This is a genomic window from Cupriavidus sp. IDO (assembly GCF_000812465.1).
Lineage (GTDB): Bacteria > Pseudomonadota > Gammaproteobacteria > Burkholderiales > Burkholderiaceae > Cupriavidus.
The window spans coordinates 1-21,528 of record NZ_JWMA01000030.1; the positions used below are offsets into that span (position 1 = coordinate 1).

The window sequence follows — 21,528 nt, forward strand, 5'->3', positions numbered from 1 at the left end:
CGGGGCTCGCTGCCACGCGGCCCCGGCTGTCTGCCTTACCCCGCCCGCAATTCCGCCCGCACCGAATACGCCCGCCGGTGCGCACCCGGCGTCAGTCCCGTATGCCGCCGCACCAGGTTGCGGAAGGCAGACATGTCCTGGTATCCGCATTGCTCGGCAATCGCGGTCAGGCTCAGCGTGGTGACTTCCAGCAGATGGCAGGCCCGTTCGGCGCGCAGCTGGTGCAGGAACTGCAGCGGCGACATGCCCACCGATTTCATGAAATGGCGCAGCAGCGTGCGTTCGCTGGTGGACGCCGCCGCCGCCAGGCGGGACAGGTCGTAAGGCTCGGCCAGATTCTGCTGCAGATAGCGGCGCGCGCGCAGCACCACGCTTTCGCGCGGCGCGTCGGGGTTGCGGATCCAGATCGAGACAGCCTCGCCGCGCTCGGGCTGGTCGAGCAGGGCGCCGCCCAGCGTGCGCGCCAGGGCGGCGCCGGCACTGCGGGCGACGGCCTCTGTCAGCATGGCATGGACGTGGTCCATCGCGCGCGTGCTGAGCAGGTTTTCGCTGCTGACCACCGGCTGGTCGGGCTGCAGGCGCCCCGCGGGATCGGCGTCGCGCATCCAGTTGGCAATCAGCCAGGGCACGGCCAGTTTTCCGGGCAGTCCCATCGACACCAGCAAGGCCACCGCGGTGAACGGTGCCACCAGCAATGCGCCCTGTGCGGCGGCCCCGGCAATCGCGGCGCGTTCGCGGTCCAGCAACGACAGTACCTGCTCCAGTCCGGCGATATGGTCGAACAATGGCGGCGCGATGATCAGCATGGCGTCGGCGCCGGCCTGCGACAGCGCATCGAGCGGCACGCAAGGACAGCCGAGCACATTCGCCAGCGCTTCCCATCGCGACGGATCGGCAACGGCAAGCCGCCAGCGGAACGGCGCGGCACTGGCGCGCCTGCGCCCTTGCATCGATGCCAGCGTATTGGCGATGGCGAGCGTATCGGCGGCCGTGGACAGCACCGATACGGCCGAGGACGGGTAGCACAGCAGGTAGACGTCGGGCATGGATTCGGCTCAGGACGGTCGAACAGTCCGGTTGGCGGGATTGCCGCCAATTCTGGCGAAAATCACGCTACCTGTCACGGCCGCGATCCCCGACTATGCTTGCGGCAGTATCCCCGGAGCGCGCATCCGCGCCTCTTCAAAGCTAAAGCACAAGAATCGGGAGACAAGCATGAAGCAACGCATCGCGCGCGGCGCGGTCGTAGTCGGCGGCGCCGTGCTGGCGGCCGCCACGCTGGGTGGCTGTGCCACCGGCGGCAACTGGAGCGAAAGCGGCCTGGATGCCGAGATCCGCCGCACCGCTTACGGCATTCCCCACATCAAGGCCAACGACTACGCCAGCGTGGCGTTCGGCATGGCCTATGCCTACGCGCAGGACAACGTCTGCCTGATGGCCGATCAGGTGGTGACCGTGAGCGGCGACCGCTCACGCGTATTCGGGCCGGACCAGACCACCGAGCTGTCGTTCAGGCCGGTCAAGAACAGCGATGCGGATGCCTTCTTCCGCGCCATCGTCGACGACGACGCCCTGCGCGCCGGCTTCGCCCAGGCATCGCCGGAAGCGCGCGAACTGCTGCGCGGCTATATCGCCGGCTACAACCGTTACCTGCGCGACACGCCGCCCGAGCGCCGTCCGGCCGCCTGCCGCAACGCCGACTGGGTGCGGCCGATTACTGCCATCGATATGTTCCGGCTGGCCGAGGAAAAGAGCATCCAGGCCAGTGCCGGCGCGCTGGCCACCGGCATCCTGGCTGCCACGCCGCCGGCGGCGACGGCGCCGCGCGCGGCTGCGCAAGGGCGCGAGGGTGCCGTCGACGTGGCCAGCATCGACATCGATGCCGTCAACCGCGACCTGCAGCTGCTCGATCCGCCCATCGGCAGCAACGGCTGGGCTTTCGGAAAGTCGGTCACCAGCAATGGCAAGGGCCTGCTGCTGGGCAACCCGCATTTTCCGTGGACCACCACCAACCGCTTCTTCGAGGCGCACCTGACGGTGCCAGGCAAGCTGGACGTGATGGGCGCGTCGATCGCCTCCTTCCCGATCATCAGCATCGGCTTCAACAAGGACGTGGCGTGGACCCACACGGTCTCGACCGCGCGGCGCTTTACGCTCTATGAGCTGAAGCTGGCGGAGGGCGACCCGACCACCTATCTCGTCGATGGCGCACCGCGCAAGATGACGACGAAGACCGTCAGCTACCCGGTGAAGCTCGCCGACGGCCGTACCGAGCAGCGTTCGCGCACCTTCTACTTCACCGAATACGGCCCGGTCATGTCGATGCCGGCCGCAGGCCTGCCATGGACCGCGCAGAAGGCGTATGCCGTGCGCGACGCCAACCGCAACAACACGCGTTCGCTCGATACGTGGCTGGATATCAGCCGTGCACAGGACGTGGCGGGCATCCGCACGGCCATCGGACGCCTGGGCATTCCCTGGGTCAATACCATTGCCACTGACCGGCAGGGCCACGCGATGTTCGCCGATGTATCGGTCGCGCCCAATGTCTCGGCTGCCATGCTGAAGCAATGCGCGCCCGCGGGCGACGGTGCTGCGCTGGCCGGCAAGCTGATGCAGGGCGCCGGCATGGTGCTGCTGGACGGCTCGCGTGCGGCGTGCAACTGGACGGAGGACCCGGCCTCGCCGGTGCCGGGCCTGGTGGCGCCCGCGGCGATGCCGGTGCTGGTGCGCGATGACTTCGTTGCCAACAGCAACGACAGCTCCTGGCTGTCCAACCCCAACCAGAAGCTGACGGGCTTCTCGCCGGTGCTCGGTCCCGCCGAGACGCCGCAGCGGCTGCGCACGCGCGTCGGCCTGATGGAGATCGGCCGCCGCCTGGCCGGCAACGATGGCCTGCCGGGCAACCGCTTCGACATGCCAAGCCTGCAGGCCGTGCTGTTCCGCGACCGCAATCTCTCGGGCGAGCTGGTACTGGACGACCTGCTCAACGCCTGCCGCGGTACGCGCGACGCCGATCTGGCCGACGGCTGCGCGGCGCTGCGCAAGTGGGACCGCCACAGCAATCTCGACAGCCGTGCCGCGCCGCTGTTCCGCGAGTTCTGGATGCGGGCATCGAAGATCCCGAAGGTCTACGCCATCGACTTCAACCCGGCCGACCCGGTCAACACGCCGCGCGGCCTGCGCATGCGTGACGAGGCGGTGCGCACGGCGGTGCTCAAGGCGCTGAAGGATGCGGTGCAGGCAATGCGCGCCGCGGGCTTTGCGCTGGATGCCCCGCTGGGCGAAGTCCAGGCGGCACGCGCGCCGGCCGGCAAGATCGCGCTGCACGGCGGCGAGGAGTACGAAGGCGTGCTCAACAAGCTGCAAAGCCGTCCGGTCTCGGACAAGGGCCTGCAGGTGTACTACGGCACGAGCTATGTGCAGACGGTGGGCTTTGACGACAACGGGCCGGTGGCGGAGGCGCTGCTGGTCTATGGCCAGTCGGTCGACCCGGAGTCGCCGCATGCGTTTGACCAGATGCAGGAGTTCTCGGCCAAGCGTTGGATCCGGCTGCCGTTCAGCGAGCAAGCCATCGCCGCCGATTCGCAGCTGAAGGTGGTGCGGATCAGCCAGTAGCTTTGCATGTGAGCATCTCACGTCGCCCCCGCTTTCGCGGGGGCGACGTGAATCTTCAAACAGGCATTCACGCCTTCACCGGTTGCGCCGGCGCAGTGCCGCCTGCCAGGGCAGAGCGCTTCATTGCAAGTGCCAGCAGCGCCGCCACCATGCACGCAGCCCCGGCGGCGTACAACGCCGGCGTATAGGTCAGCAACAGCGTGCGGCTCAGGCCGGCGCCAAAGGCTGCCGTGGCCGCGCCGATCTGGTGGGCGGCAAAGATCCAGCCAAACACCATCGGCGCGCGGTCGCGGCCGAAGGCCGAACCAGCCAGCTTTACCGTGGGTGGCACCGTGGCGATCCAGTCCAGCCCGTAGAACATGGCGAAGATCGACAGGCCGTACAGCGTGAAGGTCGAGTGCGGCAGCCAGAACAGCGACAGGCCGCGCAATCCGTAGTACCAGAACAGCAGCTTGCGGCTGTCATAGCGGTCCGACAGCCAGCCCGACAGGATGGTGCCGACGAAGTCGAACGCGCCCATCATCGCCAGCGCCGAGGCGGCCGGCACCGGGCTCATGCCGAAGTCGCCGCACAGGGAGATGAAGTGCGTCTGGATCAGGCCGTTGGTGCTCAGCCCGCAGATGAAGAAGGTGCCCGCCAGTACCCAGAAGGTCTGGCTACGGGCGGCATCGCGCAGCACCACGAAGGGGCCACGCAGGGTCAGGGGCGCGGCCGGTGCCGATGCGGGCGGTTGCGCCGGCACGCTGGCCGGGACCTCGCCGAAGGCCGCCAGGCCGACGTCGGCGGGCCGGTTGCGCATGAAGCTGAGTACCAGCACGGCCAACGCCGCGCAGGCAACCAGCACCGGAATGACGGCGACGCGCCAGCCCATATGCTCGATCAGCCAGGCGGCCACCGGCAGGAAGGCCAGCTGGCCCGTTGCCGAGCTGGCCGTCAGGATGCCGATCACCAGCCCGCGCCGCGCGCTGAACCAGCGGTTGGCCACCACGGCGGCCAGCACCAGCGCGGTCAGGCCGGAGCCGACGCCCAGCATCAGGCCCCAGGCAACGAACAGCTGCCACAGCTCGGTTGCCACGGTGGCCAGCGTCATGCCGCCTGCAATCAATGCCAGCGCGGCGCACACCACGTTGCGTACGCCGAAGCGCTCCATCAGGATGGCCGAGAACGGCGCCATCAGTCCGAACAAGGCAAAGCGGAAGGCCAGGATCGATGAGATCTGGTCCGTATTCCAGCCCATCTCGCTCGTCAGCGGCTTGAGAAATGCGCCGGGCAGGCCGAGCGCGGCCGAGGTCGTGAGCATCACCAGGAAGGTGATGGCGGCGATCAGCCACGCGTAGTGGATGCCGCGCCGGTCAAGTCGGCTGGAAAGGGATTGGGCGAACATGGGTCTCTCTGGTTGGGGCGTTTTCTGGGGACAAGAAGACTAAAGGGGCTCATGCCCGCCATGCGTTGGGCGGCGGGTGTTCAGGTCATTCGAAGCAGGAAACCGCGTGCCGTCAGGCGTCAGTGCCCAGCAACTGCTCGCGCGCGGCGGCAAGGATGTCTTCCGACAGCGGGTCGCCCGAGGTCGCGCGCGCCAGCGTGACGGCGCCCACCAGCAAGGCGATGCGGACCAGCGCCTCCTTGTTGCGCACGGCGGCGTCATCCAGATCGACCGTCTTCGCGATGTCCCCGACCAGCGCCCTGAAGCCTTCGAGATAGGCCTGCCGCACCGGCTTGTCGGCTGGCTCGCGCGCCACGTCGCTGGCCAGCGCCGCGGCTGCACACCCGGCGCCGGGATGGGCGCAATGCTCAGGCGTGAGGTAGGGCGCGACAAGGTTGGACAGCATGGCCTGCCGGTCGCCGTGGGCGCGATCGATGCGGCGTTCCCAGCGCTGGCTGGATTCCTCGAAGGCGCGCCTGACCGCCTGCGCCGCCAGTGCGTCCTTGGAGGCAAAGTGGCCGTAGAAGCCACCGTGAGTGAGGCCGGCGTCCGCCATCACTTCTGCCACGCTGACGCCGTTCAGGCCACGCTCGCGGAACAGCCGCGACGAGGCTTGTTCGATGGCCTCCCGGTTCTTCTCCGCCTGTTCTCGTGATGCACGCGCCATAACAGCACTCCTGTGAATTCTTCCTTGACCGGATTTTAGATGACACCCATAATTTATTCAATAGATGTCATGTGTCATCTAAAAAATCGTCACTCCGGTGACGTGTTTTTCACTTCCGTCCTTCGCTCAGGAGCGTTCCTCATGCAAAACCGCTTTGACCTCACCGGCCGCGTGGCCGTCATTACCGGCTCGACCAAAGGCATGGGCCTGGAAATCGCCCGCGCCCTCGGTGGTGCGGGCGCCGCTGTCGTAGTTTCTGGCCGCGACGGGGCTACCAGCCAGGCCGTTGCCGCCACGCTGCAAGGCGAGGGCATCCAGGCCAAAGGCCTTGCTTGCGATATTGCCGATGTGGCGAGTGTGCGTGCGTTCGCCGAACAGGCGCTGGCAGCCTTCGGCCGTGTGGATGCACTGGTGCTGAACGCGGCCGCAAGCGGCACGCCCGGCTCGATGCTGAGCCAGGGCCCGGAAGTGTTCGAGGAAGCCATGGCCGGCAACGTGCGCGGCAACCTGGTGCTGGTCAATGCGCTGGCGCCGCAGATGATCGAACGGCGCGACGGTTCGATCATTTTCATGTCGAGCATCGCTGCCAAGCGCGGCTCGGCGTTCCTTGGCATGTATGGCGTGACCAAGGCCGCGGCCGATCAGGCGGTGCGCAGCCTCGCGCTGGAACTCGGGCCGTCCGGCATCAATATCAACGCGATCAACCCGGGGCCGGTGCGTACTGAGTTCTCGCGCGAAGCGCTGTGGGGCGACCCCGAACGCGAGGCACGCCTGGCCGCCGGCATCCCGATGCGCCGCATTGGCGAGGCCAGGGACGTCGCTGGCCTGGCCTTGTTGCTGGCTTCACATGCAGGACGCTTCATCAACGGGCAGAGCATCAGCGTGGATGGCGGCCTGTCGGTGGCTTAGAGCCACCGCGGGCGATGGAGCCCTGGCCGGAGTCAGCGCGGCAGTCGTCAATGAATTTCGAGTGACGCGATCTTGCCTTCGGCCAGGACGAATGTGTAGGTCAGCACAACCGGGCTGCCCGGGAAGTTTCCCGTGAGGCGCGCCTGCATCGTCACGGTGGCGCCGTCCTGTGACGTGTCGAGCGGCTCGATGCGGTATTGGTACCTGGCCTTGGCGTCAGTCTTCCATGCCTTGATGGCATCCAACCCGCGGATCGTGCGGCCCTCGTCCCGCACGACGGCATCGGCAGCGAAGCAGCTTGCCAGCGCGCTGGTATCTGGGGATGCTTCGCTGGCCAGATAGGCGCCCAGAGGCGCAGGCAATGTCATGCTCATCGGATCCCTCGTCATCATCAGGAGGCTTCTCCTGATGATGGCGCTACGGCTATCCAACCTCAAGCCCTCATTCGGACCACCCGCCACCGAGTGCCCGGAACGTCGCCACCGCGGCACGTGCATTGTCGGCATAGACGCGTGCCTGCTGGTCGCGCGCGGCAAGCAGCTGGCGGTCTTCGTCCAGCACTTCGAACAGGCTCACGGCGCCGCCCTTGTAGGCCTCTTCGGATGCGCCGCGGGCGCGGGTGTGCGCGTCGATCTCGACGGCCAGTTCCTTGCTCTGCACCTCCAACTGCGTGAGCGTGATGATGGCGTTCTCGACATCCTCGGTAGCGCGCAGCATGGCCTTGCGATAGTTCGCCAGTGCCTCGGCATTCACGCCCTTAGCCTGTGCGACTTCCGCATCGACGCGGCCGAAATCGAACAGCCGCCAGCGCAGTCCGGCCGCCGCTGCCGGCTGGAAAGCGGCAGCGGTAAACAGCTTGCCCGCCGACAGGCTCTCGAAGCCGAGCAGGGCCGATAACGACAGCTTGGGGTAGTACTCCGCGGTTGCCACGCCGATGCGCGCATTGGACGACGCCAGGCGCCGCTCGGCGGCGATGACATCCGGACGGCGCTGCAGCAGGCTCGCCGGCCCCTTTGCCGCCGAGATCTGCGGTACCAGGGGGCGCTCCGCCGGCTTGCCCAGTTCGGCCGCATACGTGCCCGGTTGCGCGCCCATCAGCACATCGAGGCGGTTCAGCTGCGTCTCGAGTTCAATCTGCAGCGGCGGGATCGTGACGCGTGTCTGCGAGAGCTGTGCTTCGGCCTGCGCTTTTTCTCGCTCGGCGCCGATGCCGTCGGCCAGGCGCAGCCGGACCAGTTCCAGCAGCTTGCTGTTTGTCTCCACCTGCTGCTGCGCGATGGCGATGCGCTGCTGCGCGCCACGCACGCGGAAGTAGGCGTCGGCGGCTTCAGCGGCCACGGAGATCCGCACGCCCAGGTGATCCGCTTCCGCGGCCTGCAGTTCGGCATCGGCCGCTTCCGCGCCGCGCCGCAAGCCGCCCGCGATATCGATTTCCCAGCTGGCGCCGGCGCCCACGTTGTAGGTGGTCTTGTTCCGGTTGTAGCCGGGGAGGGCACTGCCAAGCTTGCCGAGTGCGCTCTCCTGCGACTGGTGCTGCTTGCTGACGCCGGCCCCGAGATTGCCTTCCGGCAGCAGTTCCGCGCCGGCGTAGTCGGCGGCGGCGCGTGCCTGCTGTACGCGCGCGATCGAAGCCGCCAGGTCAAGGTTCTGGTCCAGCGCGCGCTGGACGATTCTGGTCAGCACGGGATCGTCGAAACCCGTCCACCACGTATCCAGCGGCGGCGCGGGGCGGGTCGCTTCGCGCGCTTCCAGCGCTTTGGCATGCGGATATGCGGCCGGCATCGCTTCATCCGGCCTGCGGTAGTCGGGGCCAACAGCGCAAGCGGTCAGGCCAAGGGCCAGCAGCGCGGCGGCAGCTGTGGAAACGGCGTGTCGTGCAAGCCGGCGGGAGGGAAGAGACATCTGAGTCATAGGGAGACACCTTTCAAACTGCTCGATGCAAAAATAACTTGCATGATGCTAGTGACAACTCTAGACTAACTTTCATGTTGATAGCAACATGAATTTTGGTCAGGCGGCAGCGGTGCAGCGAACGCCACGCTGAACCGGAAGTCGTGGCAGGTGCAATCTGAAGAAGGAAGACTCATGAGCAGCAATACGATGGTCGAACGCGCAACCGAAGCGCCCGTCCCCGTCTCCAAGTCCAAACGCAGCGCGAAGCAGCTGCTGCTGAGAGGGGCGCTGGTCGTGGCCGGTCTCGCGGCGGCCGGCTACGGGTATCACTGGTGGACCGATGCCCGTTTCGTGCAGAGCACCGACGATGCCTACGTGGGTGGGGACGTCACGCTGATTGGTGCCAGGGTGGCGGGCTACATCGCCGAAGTGGCGGTGACCGACAACCAGGAGGTCCACGCCGGCGACCTGCTGGTGCGTATCGACGATCGCGACTATCGCGCCGCCCTGGCCAAGGCCGAAGGCGCGGTCGCCGCGCAACAGGCACTGCTCGCCAACCTCGACGCCACGCAACGGCTGCAGCAGGCGGTGATCGGCCAGGCGAAGGCGGGCGTGGCCGCGGCAGACGCCGACACCGTGCGCTCCCGCGACGACCAGGCGCGCTACGCCAGCCTGGTGGCAAAGTCGGCGGTTTCGATCCAGAGCTCGCAGAAGGCGGATGCCGATTACAAGCAGTCGCTCGCCAATGGCCAGAAGGCGCAGGCGAGCCTGCTGGCCGCGCAGCGGCAAATCGACGTGATCGCCACGCAGAAGCAACAGGCCGAGGCCGCGCTGGCCCAGGCGATTGCCGAGCGCGACATTGCCAGGCTCAACCTGCGTTACACCGAACTGCGCGCACCCGTGGACGGCACGGTCGGCAACCGCCGCGCACGCGTTGGCGCCTATGCGGGCAGCGGCACCCAGTTGCTGTCGATCGTGCCCGCGAACGGGCTGTGGGTCGATGCGAATTTCAAGGAGGGGCAGCTTGCCAATATGCGCGCCGGCATGCGTGCCACGATCGAGGCGGATGTGCTGCCGGGCCGGGTCTTCCATGGCCGCATCGAGAGCCTGGCCCCGGCCACGGGTGCGCAATTCAGCGTGCTGCCGCCGGAGAACGCCACCGGCAACTTCACCAAGATCGTCCAGCGCGTGCCGGTCCGCATCGTGCTCGATGAGGCCGATGCCCGCCTCGGCACGCTGCGCCCGGGCCTGTCGGTGGTGGCGCAGGTGGATGCGCGGCCCGCGCAGAAGGCGAAATCATGAGCACGGCAACGGTTACCGCGCCGGCACCGGCGCAGCAGCTGCCGGCCCCCGGCGAGCTGTCCATGTCGGCGAAGGTGTTCGCCTTCGCCTCGATGTGCGTGGGCATGTTCATTGCGCTGCTCGATATCCAGATCGTGTCGGCTTCCTTGCGCGATATCGGCGGCGGGCTGTCGGCCGGCACCGACGAGACGGTCTGGGTGCAAACCGCCTACCTGATCGCCGAGATCATCGTTATCCCGCTGTCGGGCTGGCTGGCGCGCGTGATGTCCACGCGCTGGCTGTTCGCGGCATCGGCGGCAGGCTTCACCATCACCAGCCTGCTGTGCGGCATTGCCTGGAATATCCAGAGCATGATCGTGTTCCGCGCGGCGCAGGGTTTTCTCGGCGGCTCGATGATTCCCTTGGTGTTCACTACCGCGTTCGCGTTCTTTGCCGGCCCGCAGCGCGTGGTCGCGGCCGCCATCATCGGCGGACTGGCATCGCTCGCGCCGACGCTCGGGCCGACCGTCGGCGGCTGGATCACCGACAATTTCTCGTGGCACTGGCTGTTCTTCATCAACCTCGTGCCCGGCATCTTCGTCACGGTTGCCGTGCCGATGCTGGTCAAGGTCGACCGCCCGGACTGGTCACTGCTGCGCGGTGCGGACTACCTTGGCATGACGCTGATGGCGCTCTTTCTGGGCTGCCTCGAATACACGCTGGAAGAGGGGCCGCGCTGGGACTGGTTTGGCGATGACGTCATCCTGGCGACTGCGTGGATCGCCGGGCTGTCCGGTGTTGCCTTTATCTGGCGCTCGATGACCTACGCGCATCCGGTCGTCGACTTGCGCGCGCTCAAGGACCGCAACTTCGCGCTCGGCTGCTTCTTCTCGTTCGTCACCGGCATCGGCATCTTCGCCACGATCTACCTGACGCCGCTGTTCCTGGGTCACGTGCGGGGACTCAGTGCGCTGCAGATCGGCCTTGCGGTGTTCTCCACCGGCGTATTCCAGGTCGCGTCGATCCCGCTCTATGCGTTCCTGGCCAACCGGGTGGACCTGCGCTGGCTGATGATGTTCGGGCTGGCCCTGTTTGCCATATCGATGTGGAACTTCGCGCCGATCACGCACGAGTGGGGCGGCTCCGAATTGCTGGTGCCGCAGGCGCTGCGCGGCATGGCCCAGCAGTTTGCCGTGGCGCCCACGGTAACGCTGACGCTCGGTAGCCTGGCCGCGGAGCGGCTCAAGCTGGCGTCCGGCCTGTTCAACCTGATGCGCAACCTTGGCGGTGCGATCGGCATTGCCGCCTGCGCGACGATCCTCAACGATCGCACCAATATGCATTTCCTGCGGCTGGCCGAGCACCTGAACATCCGCAATGAGTCGATGGCCGCGCTGCTGCAGAGCGTGAGCAACAATGCGGCGACCCTGGGCGCCGATACGCTTGACGCCCAGAGCGCGGCGCTCAGGCAGTTGTGGGGCCTGGTCATGCGCGAGGCGCAGACGCAGACCTTTGGCGACACCTTCCTCGTCATCATGGTGTGCTTCGTGATCGCGACGGCGATGGCCCCCCTGATGCGCAAGGTCGCGCCACCCAAGGGGCCTTCGGCCGATGCCCATTGACCTGGTCGCAGGAGAGATGCAATGAAAACCTGTCTTCGAGCACTGTTGCTGATGTCCGGCGCACTGTTGCTGGCCGGTCTGGTCCAGGCTTCGCCCGAGCGGCCGCGCGATGGAGGCGTGGCTTGCGCCAGGGCGGACAACAGCTATTGCCGCGCGTAACACTGCTTGCACCGCACCTGGTACCGCAATACGATTACTAGCATGATGCTAGTTATAGGGAACCAAGACCATGCAAAGAAAGACCTTCCGCGACATGCCATGCCCCATCGCCCGCAGCCTCGAGCGCGTGGGCGAGTGGTGGAGCATCCTGATCCTGCGGGAAGCCTTCTATGGCACCACCCGCTTCGACGAATTCCAGAAGAACCTGGCCATCGCGCCCAATATGCTGACCCGGCGCCTGGCCGGCCTCGTGGAAGAGGGGCTGCTCGAACGTCGCCAGTACTCGGAGCGTCCGCCGCGCTATGAATACGTGCTGACGGATATCGGGCGGGATTTCCGTCCGGTGATGCTGGCCCTGCTGGCCTGGGGCAACAAGCATTTCGCGCCGGAGGGGGTGAGCGTGCAGCTCGTGGACAAGGAGACCGGCAAGACCGTGCAGCCGCTGCTGGTGGACGCCGAGAGTGGCGAGCCGCTGCGCATCGGCCGTCATGTGGTGGCGCCCGGGCCCGCTGCCGGCGAATCCTTGCGCAAGCGGCTGGCTGTCGCGGCGGAACACGCGGCCCATGTCGCGGCTGCCGCACAGCCGGCCGAAGCGGGCGCTGCCTGAGTGCAATCCTCGTCACTGGGCAACTCGGGCATCACTGCTTTTTTCCCCAAATGTCTTCCGTGTACGGCTGGCGCAGGTTGTGCATACATATGAAGGCGCCTTCAGCACGCTGAAGCGTTTTCCCTTATTGTCATCGGACTGATGATCGCCGCGGCCCGCGTTCCGGCCGTGGCGGCAACCGGTAGAGACAGTGTCGAATACAGCTCCCCTCCAGCCTGCGTCCCAATCCTCCGCGGACGCCGCCATGACCTCGCGCGAACGCCGCGGCATGGCTGCCATCCTCATTGCCGTTGCCCTCGCCACGCTCGATACGGCCATCGCCAATACGGCGCTGCCATCGATCGCGGCCGACTTGCAGGCCACGCCGGCTGCCTCGGTGTGGGTGATCAATGCCTACCAGCTGGCGATGGTGGCGACGCTGCTGCCGTTTGCCGCGCTGGGCGGCATTCTCGGGCACCGGCGCATCTACCTGGGCGGCGTGATGCTGTTTATCGCCGCCTCGGTGGTGTGTGCGCTGGCGTGGTCGCTGCCGTCGCTGGCGGCGGCGCGCGTGCTGCAGGGGATCGGGGCGTCCGCGATCATGAGCGTCAACACCGCGCTGATCAGCGCGATCTTCCCGATGCATCGGCTCGGGCGCGGGGTTGGCCTGAATGCGCTGGTGGTGGGCGTGTCGTTCGCGCTCGGACCGACGGTGGCTTCGGTCATCCTGTCGTTCGGTTCGTGGCCGTGGCTGTTTGCGGTCAACCTGCCGATCGGCCTGCTGGCCTTGCTGATCGCCCGCGGCTCGCTGCCGCAATCGCCGCGCAGCCAGCACAGCTTTGACCGCGTGGCGGCGGTCCTCAACGTGATCACGTTTGCCGCGCTGATCTTTGCCCTGGGAGAGGGCGCCCAGCGTGCGCCGCTGCACCTGTCGCTGGCGGCGGCGGGCATCTTCGTGGTGGCGTTCGGCCTGCTGCTGTGGCGCGAGCGCGGGCACCCGGCGCCGATGCTGCCGGTGGACCTGTTCCGGCGCCCGATGTTTGCGCTCTCGACGCTGACCGCCGTGTGCTCGTTCGCGGCACAGGGGCTGGCCTTCGTCTCGCTGCCGTTCTACTTCCAGCACGTGCTCGGCCGCGGACAGGTCGAGACCGGCTTCCTGCTAACGCCGTGGTCGGTGGTGGTGGCAGTGATGGCGCCGATCGCCGGGCGGCTGTCCGACCGCTTTCCGCCCGGGCTGCTCGGCGGAGTGGGGCTGGCGGTGCTCAGCGCCGGCATGGCTTCGCTGGCGATGCTGCCGGCCAACCCGAGCGCGCTCGAGATCGGCATCCGCATGTGTATCTGCGGTGCCGGCTTCGGCTTCTTCCAGTCGCCCAACCTGAAGGCCTTCATGGCCAGTGCGCCGCGCGAACGCAGCGGCGGCGCCAGCGGCGTGATCGCGACGGCGCGGCTGCTCGGCCAGGCCACCGGGGCTGCGCTGGTGGCCTTGTGCTTTGGCATTGCGGGGTCCCGAGGGCCAGGGCTGGCGCTGGCCCTGGGCGCCGGGTTTGCCGGCGTGGCAGCCGTGGCGAGCGGGTTGCGGCTGGTGACGCGGGATCCGGGCGCGAGTGGGCGGCATCTGGCACGGGACTGAATGCGACGGCGCTAAAGCGGCTTGTCAGGCACGTTTCAAGGCCGCGGAAGCCGCCCTTGCGTTTTGTATCGATCGATCTATAATCCGTTTTATATCGATTGCTACAAAACGCAGGCAATATGGCCAGACCCCGAAAATTCGACGAACAATCCGCGCTGACCGCCGCGCTGGATGCCTTCTGGGCGCGCGGCTACGAGGCCACTTCCACACGCGACCTGACCAGCGTGATGGGGATGACGCAGCCAAGCCTGTACAACGCCTTTGGCGACAAACGCTCGCTGTTCCTGCGGGCGCTGGACGGCTATCTCGATCTCACCGTCCGCGAGCGGATTGCCCGGCTCGAATCGACGCAGCCGCCCGTCGCGGCTATTACCGGTTATTTCCACGAGAGCATCGAACGTTCGCTGGCTGATCCGCAGCATCGCGGCTGCTTGCTGGTGAACACGGCGCTGGAGGCCACACAGGACGATCCGACCCTGCAGCAGAAGGTAGCCGACGAATTCCTGGAGATCCGCAGCTTCTTCCACCGCCGTCTGGTGGCCGCTCAACAGGCAGGAGAGATTGCGGCGACGGTTGTCCCCGACGATGCCGCCAGCCATCTGCTGGCCGTGCTGCTGGGCTTGCGCGTACTGGCACGCGCCGCGCCGGAACGCAGCCTGCTCGAAGGGGCAGTGCGTCCTGCGCTAGCCTGGCTCGGTTTGCCGGCCTTGCCGCCGCCACTGGTCGCCGGCGCCAACACTACCTGAGCGCCGCGCACCAACCCTGATTTCAGCTCCGAATGCCTTCTCCGCATAGCCTCTGCAGGCGGTGCGGCGGTCTTCTGCATTCTCTTTCTTTTGCATTGCCATCCCCGATGCCATCGGGACGACATCGCAATTGCTGATCCGCGGCGTCGCGATACAGGAGTGTCACCCATGCCACAGAACCTCACCGCCAGCCGGGCCGCCATGCCGTCGCCGTCGCTGGACGCGCGCTCGATCTATGCGGCCCTGGCAGGCCTTTGCGCCAGCTTCGTTGCGATCGGGCTGGCACGCTTTGCCTATACGCCGCTGATTCCGTCGCTGATCCAGGCGCACTGGTTCACATCGTCGCAAGCCGTGGCATTGGGCGCGGCCAATTTCGCGGGCTATCTGGCCGGCGCGCTGCTGGCGCGGCCGATGGTCTCGGTGTTGTTCAATCGCACTGCGCTCCGGTTGTCGATGCTGGCTGCTACCGCGGCGTTCTTTGCCTGCGCATGGCCGCTGTCCGTCAGCTGGTTCTTTGCGTGGCGTTTTCTCTCGGGCCCGTCGGGCGGCGCCATCATGGTGCTGGTGGCGACATCGATCCTGCCGCATATTCCGGCGCCGAGGCGCGGGTTTGTCAGCGGCATGATCTTTCTCGGGCTTGGCCTCGGGATTGCGGCGTCCGGTACGTTGGTGCCGCGCCTGCTGCAAGTCGGCCTGCGCGATACCTGGATCGGGCTTGGCATGGTTGCGCTGGCGCTGACCGCAGCGAGCTGGTTTGGCTGGCCCGCGGCAAGCGAGCCGGCTGCAAGCGCATCGGCTGCACCGGCCGGGTCGGTCGCGCCGCGCAAGTCAGGGCCATGCGCGTGCTCTACGCCCAGTACGCCGCCAACGCGCTGGGACTGGTGCCGGCCATGGTGCTGCTGGTGGACTACGTGGCGCGCGGCCTTGGGCGCGGCGCCAGTGTCGGCGCTGGTTACTGGGTGCTGTACGGCGTTGCCGCCATTGCGGGCCCGCTGGTCAGCGGATTCGCGGCGGACCGCGTGGGTTTCCGTGCGGCTTATCGCGGTGCATTGCTGCTGCAGGGCCTGGCGGTGGCCTTGCTCGGGTTGTCAGGGCATCCGCTGGCCATCGGCGTGGCCACCGTGGTGCTCGGCGTATTTTCGCCCGGTATTGTGCCGCTGGTGCTGGGCCGGATCCAGGAGATGCTGCCGCACGACCCCGCTGCGCAGCGTGCGTCGTGGAGCCATGCCACGACGGCTTTCGCGCTGTTCCAAGCGCTTGGCGGCTACGGCTATTCGTATCTGTTCGCGCATTCGCATGAGAGCTATGCGCTGATCTTCGCGTGTGGTGCGGCAGCCCTGATGCTCGCACTTGCCGCGGATTTCACCGGCACGCGGCGGCGCTGAGGCACGCCAGGCGGCGAGCGCGGCATCGACCTACAATCATCGGGTCTGATGCTTTCAACACTTTGATTTCCACGCCGCCATTGTCCGGGCCGGCGTGACCCGTTCAGCAAGGAGCAATACGCATGAGCCATCTGTTCGATCCCCTCGACATCGGCGGCCTGAGGCTCGCCAACCGCATCATCATCGCGCCGATGTGCCAGTACTCGGCCGAAGACGGCAATGCCGGCGATTGGCACATGATCCACCTGGGCTCGCTGGCCCTGTCCGGCGCGGGGATGCTGATCCTCGAAGCGTCGGCGGTATCGCCCGAAGGCCGCATCACGCCGCAGGACCTGGGCCTGTATTCCGATGACAACGAGGCCGCGCTCGCGCGCGTGCTGAAGGCGATCCGCGCCCATTCGCCGATCGCAGTCGCGATCCAGCTGGCGCACGCAGGGCGCAAGGCTTCCAGCCAGGCGCCGTGGGACGGCGGCCAGCAGATTGCGCCTGACGCGCCCGGGGGCTGGCACGCCGTAGCGCCTTCGGCGGTACCGCATGCGCAGGGTGAAGTGCCGCCGGTCGCGCTCGACCGGGCCGGCATGGACAAGGTGCGCGATGACTTTGTCGCGGCTGCCAGGCGTGCCGAGCGTCTCGGCCTGGACGGCATCGAGATCCACGCCGCGCACGGCTACCTGCTGCATCAGTTCCTCTCGCCGCTCGCCAATCATCACGAGGACGAATACGGCGGCAGCCTGGAAAACCGCATGCGCTTCCCGATCGAAGTGTTCGACGCCGTGCGCGCGGCGTTTCCTGCGGACAAGCCGGTGTGGATGCGCATCTCCGCCACCGACTGGGTGCCGGGCGGCTGGGATATCGAGGGCACGGTGGCGCTGTCGAAGGCGCTCAAGACGCGCGGCTGCGCGGCGATTCACGTCACCACCGGCGGCGTTTCGCCCGCGCAGGCCATCAAGCTCGGGCCGGGCTACCAGGTGCCATATGCGCAGCGGGTCAAGGCAGAGGTTGGGCTGCCGACCATTGCCGTGGGCCTGATCACCGAACCCGAGCAAGCCGAGGCCATCATCGCCAATAATGAGGCAGATGCCGTGTCGCTGGCCCGCGCCATGCTGTACGACCCGCGCTGGCCGTGGCATGCGGCGGCAAAGCTGGGCGCCAGCGTGAGCGCGCCAAAGCAGTACTGGCGCTCGCAGCCACGCGAGCTGAAGGACCTGTTCGAAGGGGCGAGCTTTGGCCAGCGCTAGGGCCTGACCACACGGAACCGCAAACGGGAGCGCACATGAAAGCCCGAGTCACCCTGATCACCCTTGGCGTAGACGACCTGGAACGGGCGCTGCGCTTCTACCGCGACGGACTCGGACTGCACACGGCGGGCATCGTCGGCCAGCAGTTCGAGCATGGCGCGGTGGTCTTCATCGATCTGCAGGCAGGGCTGAAGCTCGCCTTGTGGCCGCGCTCCAGCCTGGCGCATGACACCGGGCTGCCGGTGTCCGCACCGGCGGCGACTGATCTGGCGCTGGGGCACAACGTCGGCAGCAAGGCCGAAGTCGATGCCGTCATGAAGCAGGCACAGGCAGCGGGCGCCACCATCGTGAAGCCCGCGCAGGACACCTTCTGGGGCGGCTACGCGGGGTATTTCCAGGACCCGGACCAGCACCTGTGGGAAGTGGCCTGGAATCCGCAGATGCTTCCTGCTGGCTAAATACAACGCTCCCGGCGCCCCTTACCGCGCATCGCCGCCACGCGCACTATATTGGTAGCTGGCCGCGGCACGAGCCAAGAGGAGGGCGCGTGATGAAGTCATTCCGGACATCCCATGTTTTATGGCACCGGTGTGGTGTGCTGGCATTCGTGGCAGCCACGCTGCTTCACGCGAGCGCGACCCAGGCGCAGCTCGGCGACATCCTAAAGAACCCGATGGGCGGCGCCGGCGGCGTGGAGAGCGCGACGGGCAATCTTGGCGGCCTTTCGCTGCAGTCGCTGACTTCGGGCAGCGCCGGCAACGTCGCCGGCGTGCTCGACTTCTGCATCAAGAACAACTACCTCGGCGCGCACAGCGCGGGGTCGGTCAAGGACAAGCTGATGGACAAGCTGGGCGGCCCCGCCTCCGTGTCCAATGACAGCGGCTATACGAGCGGCGCGAAGGGCGTGCTGCAAAGCGGCAACGGCAAGACACTCGACCTGAGCGGCAGTGGCCTGAAGGCGAAGGCCACTGAACAGGTGTGCGAGAAGATACTTGCGCAGGGCAAATCGCTGCTCTGAACGCGGCGAGACATGTCGTGCCCGGTACATCGTTTGTGCCGCGCTGCAGCATTATTTCTGCGTCCCGCAGAGGGATTTCCATGATTGCCACGTCCGGGCGAAGTGGCCACCATCATCGCAACAGACAGCAAAAGCAATACGGCAGGGCGCCCCCCATTCGACCAGCCCCGCCGGCAGAGCCACCGATGTAAACCAATAAAAATCATTAAGGGAGACATCCATGCAAGTCTATGACGGCCTTCTGTATCTGACTGCGATGGTGCTGGTGTGCTTGTATGTCTATCTTGGCGTGCTGTCTCAGAGCAAGGCGATCAAGCTGGGTTCCCCGGCGATCGTCGGGGCGCTGATACTCGCATGGTCGCTGTCGCCGATGCATTCGATCGGCTGACAAAGGCGACCCTGACGGGCTGCACTCCTCAGGGCGAAATCAGCCGGCGAACGTGGGAGCCGCCTGCGCGGCGCTCCCCGGATCCAGTGCGGCCGCGTCTCGCAGCAGTGCGCTGATGGCCGCGTGCAGTTCCTGCGGCACCACTGGCTTGTGCAGCAGGGCAGTGCCACCGGCATGCACGGTGCGCAGGCGATCGGCTGCCGTATCGCCCGTGATGATGATGGCCGGCACCGCTTGCCCGAGCCGCTCGCGGATGACGACAAGCGCCTCGTGGCCGGTCCGGTGCCCGCGCAGGCGGTAGTCCGCCAGGATCATCTCCGGGCTGAATTCGTCCAGCACGTCCAGGGCGTCCTCTTCTGAATCCGCCGTGCGGCACACGCATTGCCAGCTGGCCAGCAGGCCCGACATGGCGGTGCGGATGGCCTCGTCATCGTCAATCACCAGCACGCGCAGGCCATCCAGGCCACGCGTTGCCGTGGCGCTGGCCACTTCCTCGGGCGTTGCCCAGGCGAGCGGCAGGTGGAAGCGGAACACCGAGCCGCGCCCCGGCGCGGATGCCAGCGTCACGCGCGTGCGCATGGTGCGCGCCAGGCCTTCGACAATGGCCAGCCCGAGCCCCAGCCCCTTGCGCTGATCGCGCTCCGGATTGCCCAGCTGATGGAACTCGCGAAAGATATCGCGGTGCTGCGCGGCGGGGATGCCGATACCTGTGTCCCACACTTCCACCACGCAATGGAAACGGCGCTGCCGGCAGGCGACCAGCACGCCGCCTGCGCGCGTGTAGCGGATGCCGTTGGCGATCAGGTTGCGCAGGATCAGTTCGACCAGCGTCGGGTCGCCGTACAGCGTGGCGGTGGTATCGCGCGTGCGATAGACCAGCCCGCGCGCGTTGGCCTGCGGTGCGAATTCGTTCTCCAGCTTGTGCAGCAGCGGCTGCAGGCGGAACGCGCGCGGCCGCGGCGCGACCACGCCCGCCTCCAGCTTGGAGAAATCCAGCAAGGTATTGAGCATCTCGCGCGCGGCGCCGGACGATGCCTCGATATGCTCCAGCAGTTCCCGCTGCCGCTCGTTCAGCGCGGTACGCCCGAGCGATACCAGGAACAGCCCCAGCGCGTGCAACGGCTGGCGCAGGTCATGGCTGGCCGAGGCCAGGAACACTGACTTGGCGCGATTGGCCTCCTCCGCCGCATGCTGGGCTTCTCCGGCGCGGGCGGTCTGCTCGCGCAGCTGCGAGATCAGCTCGACGTTCTCGAAACGCAGTGCAATCGAATGCCGCGCCATGTTGGAGTAGTTGCGCGCAAAGATCATCAGCACCACCAGGTAGAGCGGCGTACCGAGGAACATCGGCAGGAATTCGAGATCGCCGGTGGCGAGGAACGAAATCCATACCGGCACGATGGACGGAATAAAGAAGCCGATTGCCACGGGCAGACATGCCGAGAACACCGCCAGCGCGGCCGCGCTCATGCCGGCGATCAGCGACAGCACGCAGATCACTACCGCGGGCGAGCGGATATCCAGGTACAGCCACGCTACCAGCCCCCACAGCCCGCCGATCAGCGTCAGCGTCGCTGTCATGCCGCGGGCATAGTGCCCGGCGCCGGCCTCGGTGAGCCGCCCGGGCAACTGTAGCCGCCCGAAGTGGGCCACCGCACAGACAATTGCCATGGCGCAGGCCCAGGGCAGCGCGCCGCGATGGCCGCCGCTGAGCGTCAGTCCCGCAGCCAGGATGAATGCCGCCAGCGAACACCCCAGCATCGCAATGCCGAAGCTCTGGTCGATCAGTTCCATCTGCGCGGCCAGCAGGCGCGGCTCGTCCAGCCGTGGCAGCAGGCCGAAGCGGAACGTGCGCAAGCGCGGCGGCTGCGGGGCGCCCGCGGTCATCGCACCGCCTGCACCAGCCCGCGCCGCTGGGCCTCGAGGATGGCCTCGACGCGGCTCACCACGCCGAGGTGGTCGAGGATGGCCGCCACGTGCACGCGAACCGTGTTTTCGGAAAGGCCCAGGTGGTAGGCGATGACCTTGTTGGAGCGGCCGAGCGTGAGCTGGTGCAGCACCTCCAGCTGGCGCGGAGTCAGCGAACTCGACGCATACGCCGGTGCCACGGAGGTGTCGGCGTCCTGCGAGAAATGCGTGCCGCCGGTCAGGCAGCTGGCAATGGCCTCTTCGATTTCGCGGGCATTCGCCGACTTGGGCAGGAAGCCGGAGATCTCGCGGCGTGCCTCGACGGGGATGGTCTCCAGCCCGAAAGTGCCCGACACGATCAGGATGCGCGCCGTGCCAAAGTGGCGGCGCAGGACCTTCACGCCTTCAATGCCGTTCAGGCCCGGCATCTGGATATCCAGCAGCAGGATATCCACCGCCGTGCCGCCGTGCTCCTGCACCGCCTCCATCACCGAGCCGGCCTCGATGATGGTGTCGACGCTGGGACTGTCGGCCAGTACCAGGCGCAGCCCCGTGCGGAACAGGGTATGGTCGTCGATCAGCAGCAGTCGGGCTCGGGCCATGGCGGGGCGGGCAGGGGCATGGCGCCGGCGGCGGCCGATGCCCGGTGTTGTTGTTCTGGGTCGCCTGCCGGATGGCGGGCAAAGGGAATTGGACTCGATTCCGGCCATATTGTCCATGTGGCTGATATGTCAGCCGATGGCCTAGTCCGGAAAGATTATTTGCAGCGGGGGCAGGAGGTGGGAGTATGGCGGTGCGGGCATATCCGCGACATGCCCGCACCACTTTTCGGATACCCACTACCACCCGGCTGTGGGTATTTTTTTTGGTTCTTCGCCGATTTGTGGGGTTAGGGTTTTGGAGGGGCCGTTGCTAGTGCGCCTGAGGGTAGTGGCTGCGGCTGGCCGCTGTCGAGGGTCGACGGCCTCAGGTTTCGCCCCTGAAGGGGCGACCTACTTATATGAACGCGCCCCGGTTTGCAAGGTAAGACGAACATGCTGGCTTGAGCAGGACTGGTTGC

At 66.9% G+C, this 21,528-nt stretch carries 20 protein-coding genes and 1 pseudogene; 14 read left to right on the forward strand and 7 right to left on the reverse strand.

From position 1 onward, the window contains the following. Positions 1 to 35: 35 nt before the first annotated feature. A complete protein-coding gene (locus RM96_RS10200) occupies positions 36 to 1,046 on the reverse strand; it encodes a helix-turn-helix domain-containing protein (RefSeq protein WP_039010269.1) in 1,011 nt (336 codons plus the stop codon). A 169-nt stretch (positions 1,047 to 1,215) separates the two neighbouring features. On the opposite strand from RM96_RS10200, the gene RM96_RS10205 reads away from it, so the two are divergent. After that, the gene (locus RM96_RS10205) at positions 1,216 to 3,618 is read left to right on the forward strand and encodes an acylase (protein ID WP_039010270.1); all 2,403 of its coding nucleotides are present in this window, start codon (positions 1,216 to 1,218) and stop codon (positions 3,616 to 3,618) included. Between the two features lie 67 nt (positions 3,619 to 3,685). On the opposite strand, the gene RM96_RS10210 is transcribed toward RM96_RS10205, so the two are convergent. Continuing rightward, positions 3,686 to 5,002, reverse strand: a complete 1,317-nt coding sequence (locus RM96_RS10210; protein ID WP_039010271.1) for an MFS transporter — start codon at positions 5,000 to 5,002, stop codon at positions 3,686 to 3,688. A 112-nt stretch (positions 5,003 to 5,114) separates the two neighbouring features. Next, the gene (locus RM96_RS10215) at positions 5,115 to 5,708 is read right to left on the reverse strand and encodes a TetR/AcrR family transcriptional regulator (RefSeq protein WP_039010272.1); all 594 of its coding nucleotides are present in this window, start codon (positions 5,706 to 5,708) and stop codon (positions 5,115 to 5,117) included. A gap of 141 nt (positions 5,709 to 5,849) precedes the next feature. Here RM96_RS10215 and RM96_RS10220 point away from each other — a divergent pair, with 141 nt between their 5' ends. Then, complete coding sequence (locus RM96_RS10220) at positions 5,850 to 6,617, forward strand: SDR family NAD(P)-dependent oxidoreductase (RefSeq protein ID WP_039010273.1); 768 nt, start codon at positions 5,850 to 5,852, stop codon at positions 6,615 to 6,617. Positions 6,618 to 6,664: 47 nt separating this feature from the next. Here RM96_RS10220 and RM96_RS10225 read toward each other — a convergent pair whose 3' ends face one another. Together RM96_RS10225 and RM96_RS10230 are read right to left on the reverse strand one after the other, a co-directional pair. Then, positions 6,665 to 7,009, reverse strand: coding sequence for a nuclear transport factor 2 family protein (locus tag RM96_RS10225; RefSeq protein ID WP_238587209.1), 345 nt, complete (start codon positions 7,007 to 7,009; stop codon positions 6,665 to 6,667). A 49-nt stretch (positions 7,010 to 7,058) separates the two neighbouring features. Further along, complete coding sequence (locus tag RM96_RS10230) at positions 7,059 to 8,519, reverse strand: efflux transporter outer membrane subunit (protein WP_039010274.1); 1,461 nt, start codon at positions 8,517 to 8,519, stop codon at positions 7,059 to 7,061. A 183-nt stretch (positions 8,520 to 8,702) separates the two neighbouring features. On the opposite strand from RM96_RS10230, the gene RM96_RS10235 reads away from it, so the two are divergent. From RM96_RS10235 to RM96_RS39320, 12 genes and pseudogenes are all read left to right on the forward strand, one after another. Then, positions 8,703 to 9,812 carry an HlyD family secretion protein gene (locus RM96_RS10235; RefSeq protein WP_039010275.1) on the forward strand — a complete coding sequence of 370 codons (1,110 nt, stop codon included), beginning with the start codon at positions 8,703 to 8,705 and terminating at the stop codon, positions 9,810 to 9,812. Then, on the forward strand, positions 9,809 to 11,413 hold the full coding sequence (locus RM96_RS10240; protein WP_039010276.1) for a DHA2 family efflux MFS transporter permease subunit: 1,605 nt from the start codon (positions 9,809 to 9,811) through the stop codon (positions 11,411 to 11,413). The genes RM96_RS10235 and RM96_RS10240 overlap by 4 nt, the downstream gene beginning before the upstream one ends. 21 nt (positions 11,414 to 11,434) lie before the next feature. Further along, positions 11,435 to 11,572, forward strand: a complete 138-nt coding sequence (locus RM96_RS39315; protein WP_193752425.1) for a hypothetical protein — start codon at positions 11,435 to 11,437, stop codon at positions 11,570 to 11,572. A gap of 70 nt (positions 11,573 to 11,642) precedes the next feature. Then, the gene (locus RM96_RS10245) at positions 11,643 to 12,179 is read left to right on the forward strand and encodes a winged helix-turn-helix transcriptional regulator (RefSeq protein ID WP_039010277.1); all 537 of its coding nucleotides are present in this window, start codon (positions 11,643 to 11,645) and stop codon (positions 12,177 to 12,179) included. A 244-nt stretch (positions 12,180 to 12,423) separates the two neighbouring features. Continuing rightward, entirely contained in the window at positions 12,424 to 13,788 is a 1,365-nt protein-coding gene (locus RM96_RS10250; RefSeq protein WP_039010278.1) for an MFS transporter, read from the forward strand. A gap of 119 nt (positions 13,789 to 13,907) precedes the next feature. Continuing rightward, positions 13,908 to 14,534, forward strand: coding sequence for a TetR/AcrR family transcriptional regulator (locus tag RM96_RS10255; protein ID WP_039010279.1), 627 nt, complete (start codon positions 13,908 to 13,910; stop codon positions 14,532 to 14,534). A 201-nt stretch (positions 14,535 to 14,735) separates the two neighbouring features. Further along, a pseudogene (locus tag RM96_RS40830) lies at positions 14,736 to 15,395 on the forward strand (YbfB/YjiJ family MFS transporter); the annotation flags it as partial. Then, the gene (locus RM96_RS40835; protein ID WP_443112251.1) at positions 15,371 to 15,919 is read left to right on the forward strand and encodes a YbfB/YjiJ family MFS transporter; all 549 of its coding nucleotides are present in this window, start codon (positions 15,371 to 15,373) and stop codon (positions 15,917 to 15,919) included. The pseudogene RM96_RS40830 and the gene RM96_RS40835, both read left to right, overlap by 25 nt. A 122-nt stretch (positions 15,920 to 16,041) precedes the next feature. Further along, the gene (locus RM96_RS10265; protein WP_039010280.1) at positions 16,042 to 17,157 is read left to right on the forward strand and encodes an NADH:flavin oxidoreductase/NADH oxidase; all 1,116 of its coding nucleotides are present in this window, start codon (positions 16,042 to 16,044) and stop codon (positions 17,155 to 17,157) included. 35 nt (positions 17,158 to 17,192) lie between these two features. Then, positions 17,193 to 17,615 carry a VOC family protein gene (locus RM96_RS10270; protein WP_039010281.1) on the forward strand — a complete coding sequence of 141 codons (423 nt, stop codon included), beginning with the start codon at positions 17,193 to 17,195 and terminating at the stop codon, positions 17,613 to 17,615. A 92-nt stretch (positions 17,616 to 17,707) separates the two neighbouring features. Beyond that, complete coding sequence (locus RM96_RS10275) at positions 17,708 to 18,175, forward strand: DUF2501 domain-containing protein (protein WP_039010282.1); 468 nt, start codon at positions 17,708 to 17,710, stop codon at positions 18,173 to 18,175. Positions 18,176 to 18,395: 220 nt separating this feature from the next. Beyond that, entirely contained in the window at positions 18,396 to 18,563 is a 168-nt protein-coding gene (locus RM96_RS39320; RefSeq protein WP_193752426.1) for a hypothetical protein, read from the forward strand. Between the two features lie 39 nt (positions 18,564 to 18,602). On the opposite strand, the gene RM96_RS10280 is transcribed toward RM96_RS39320, so the two are convergent. After that, complete coding sequence (locus RM96_RS10280) at positions 18,603 to 20,447, reverse strand: ATP-binding response regulator (protein ID WP_052279439.1); 1,845 nt, start codon at positions 20,445 to 20,447, stop codon at positions 18,603 to 18,605. Next, the gene (locus tag RM96_RS10285) at positions 20,444 to 21,070 is read right to left on the reverse strand and encodes a response regulator transcription factor (RefSeq protein ID WP_039010283.1); all 627 of its coding nucleotides are present in this window, start codon (positions 21,068 to 21,070) and stop codon (positions 20,444 to 20,446) included. Before RM96_RS10285 ends, RM96_RS10280 begins: the two co-directional genes overlap by 4 nt. Between the last annotated feature and the right edge of the window lie 458 nt (positions 21,071 to 21,528).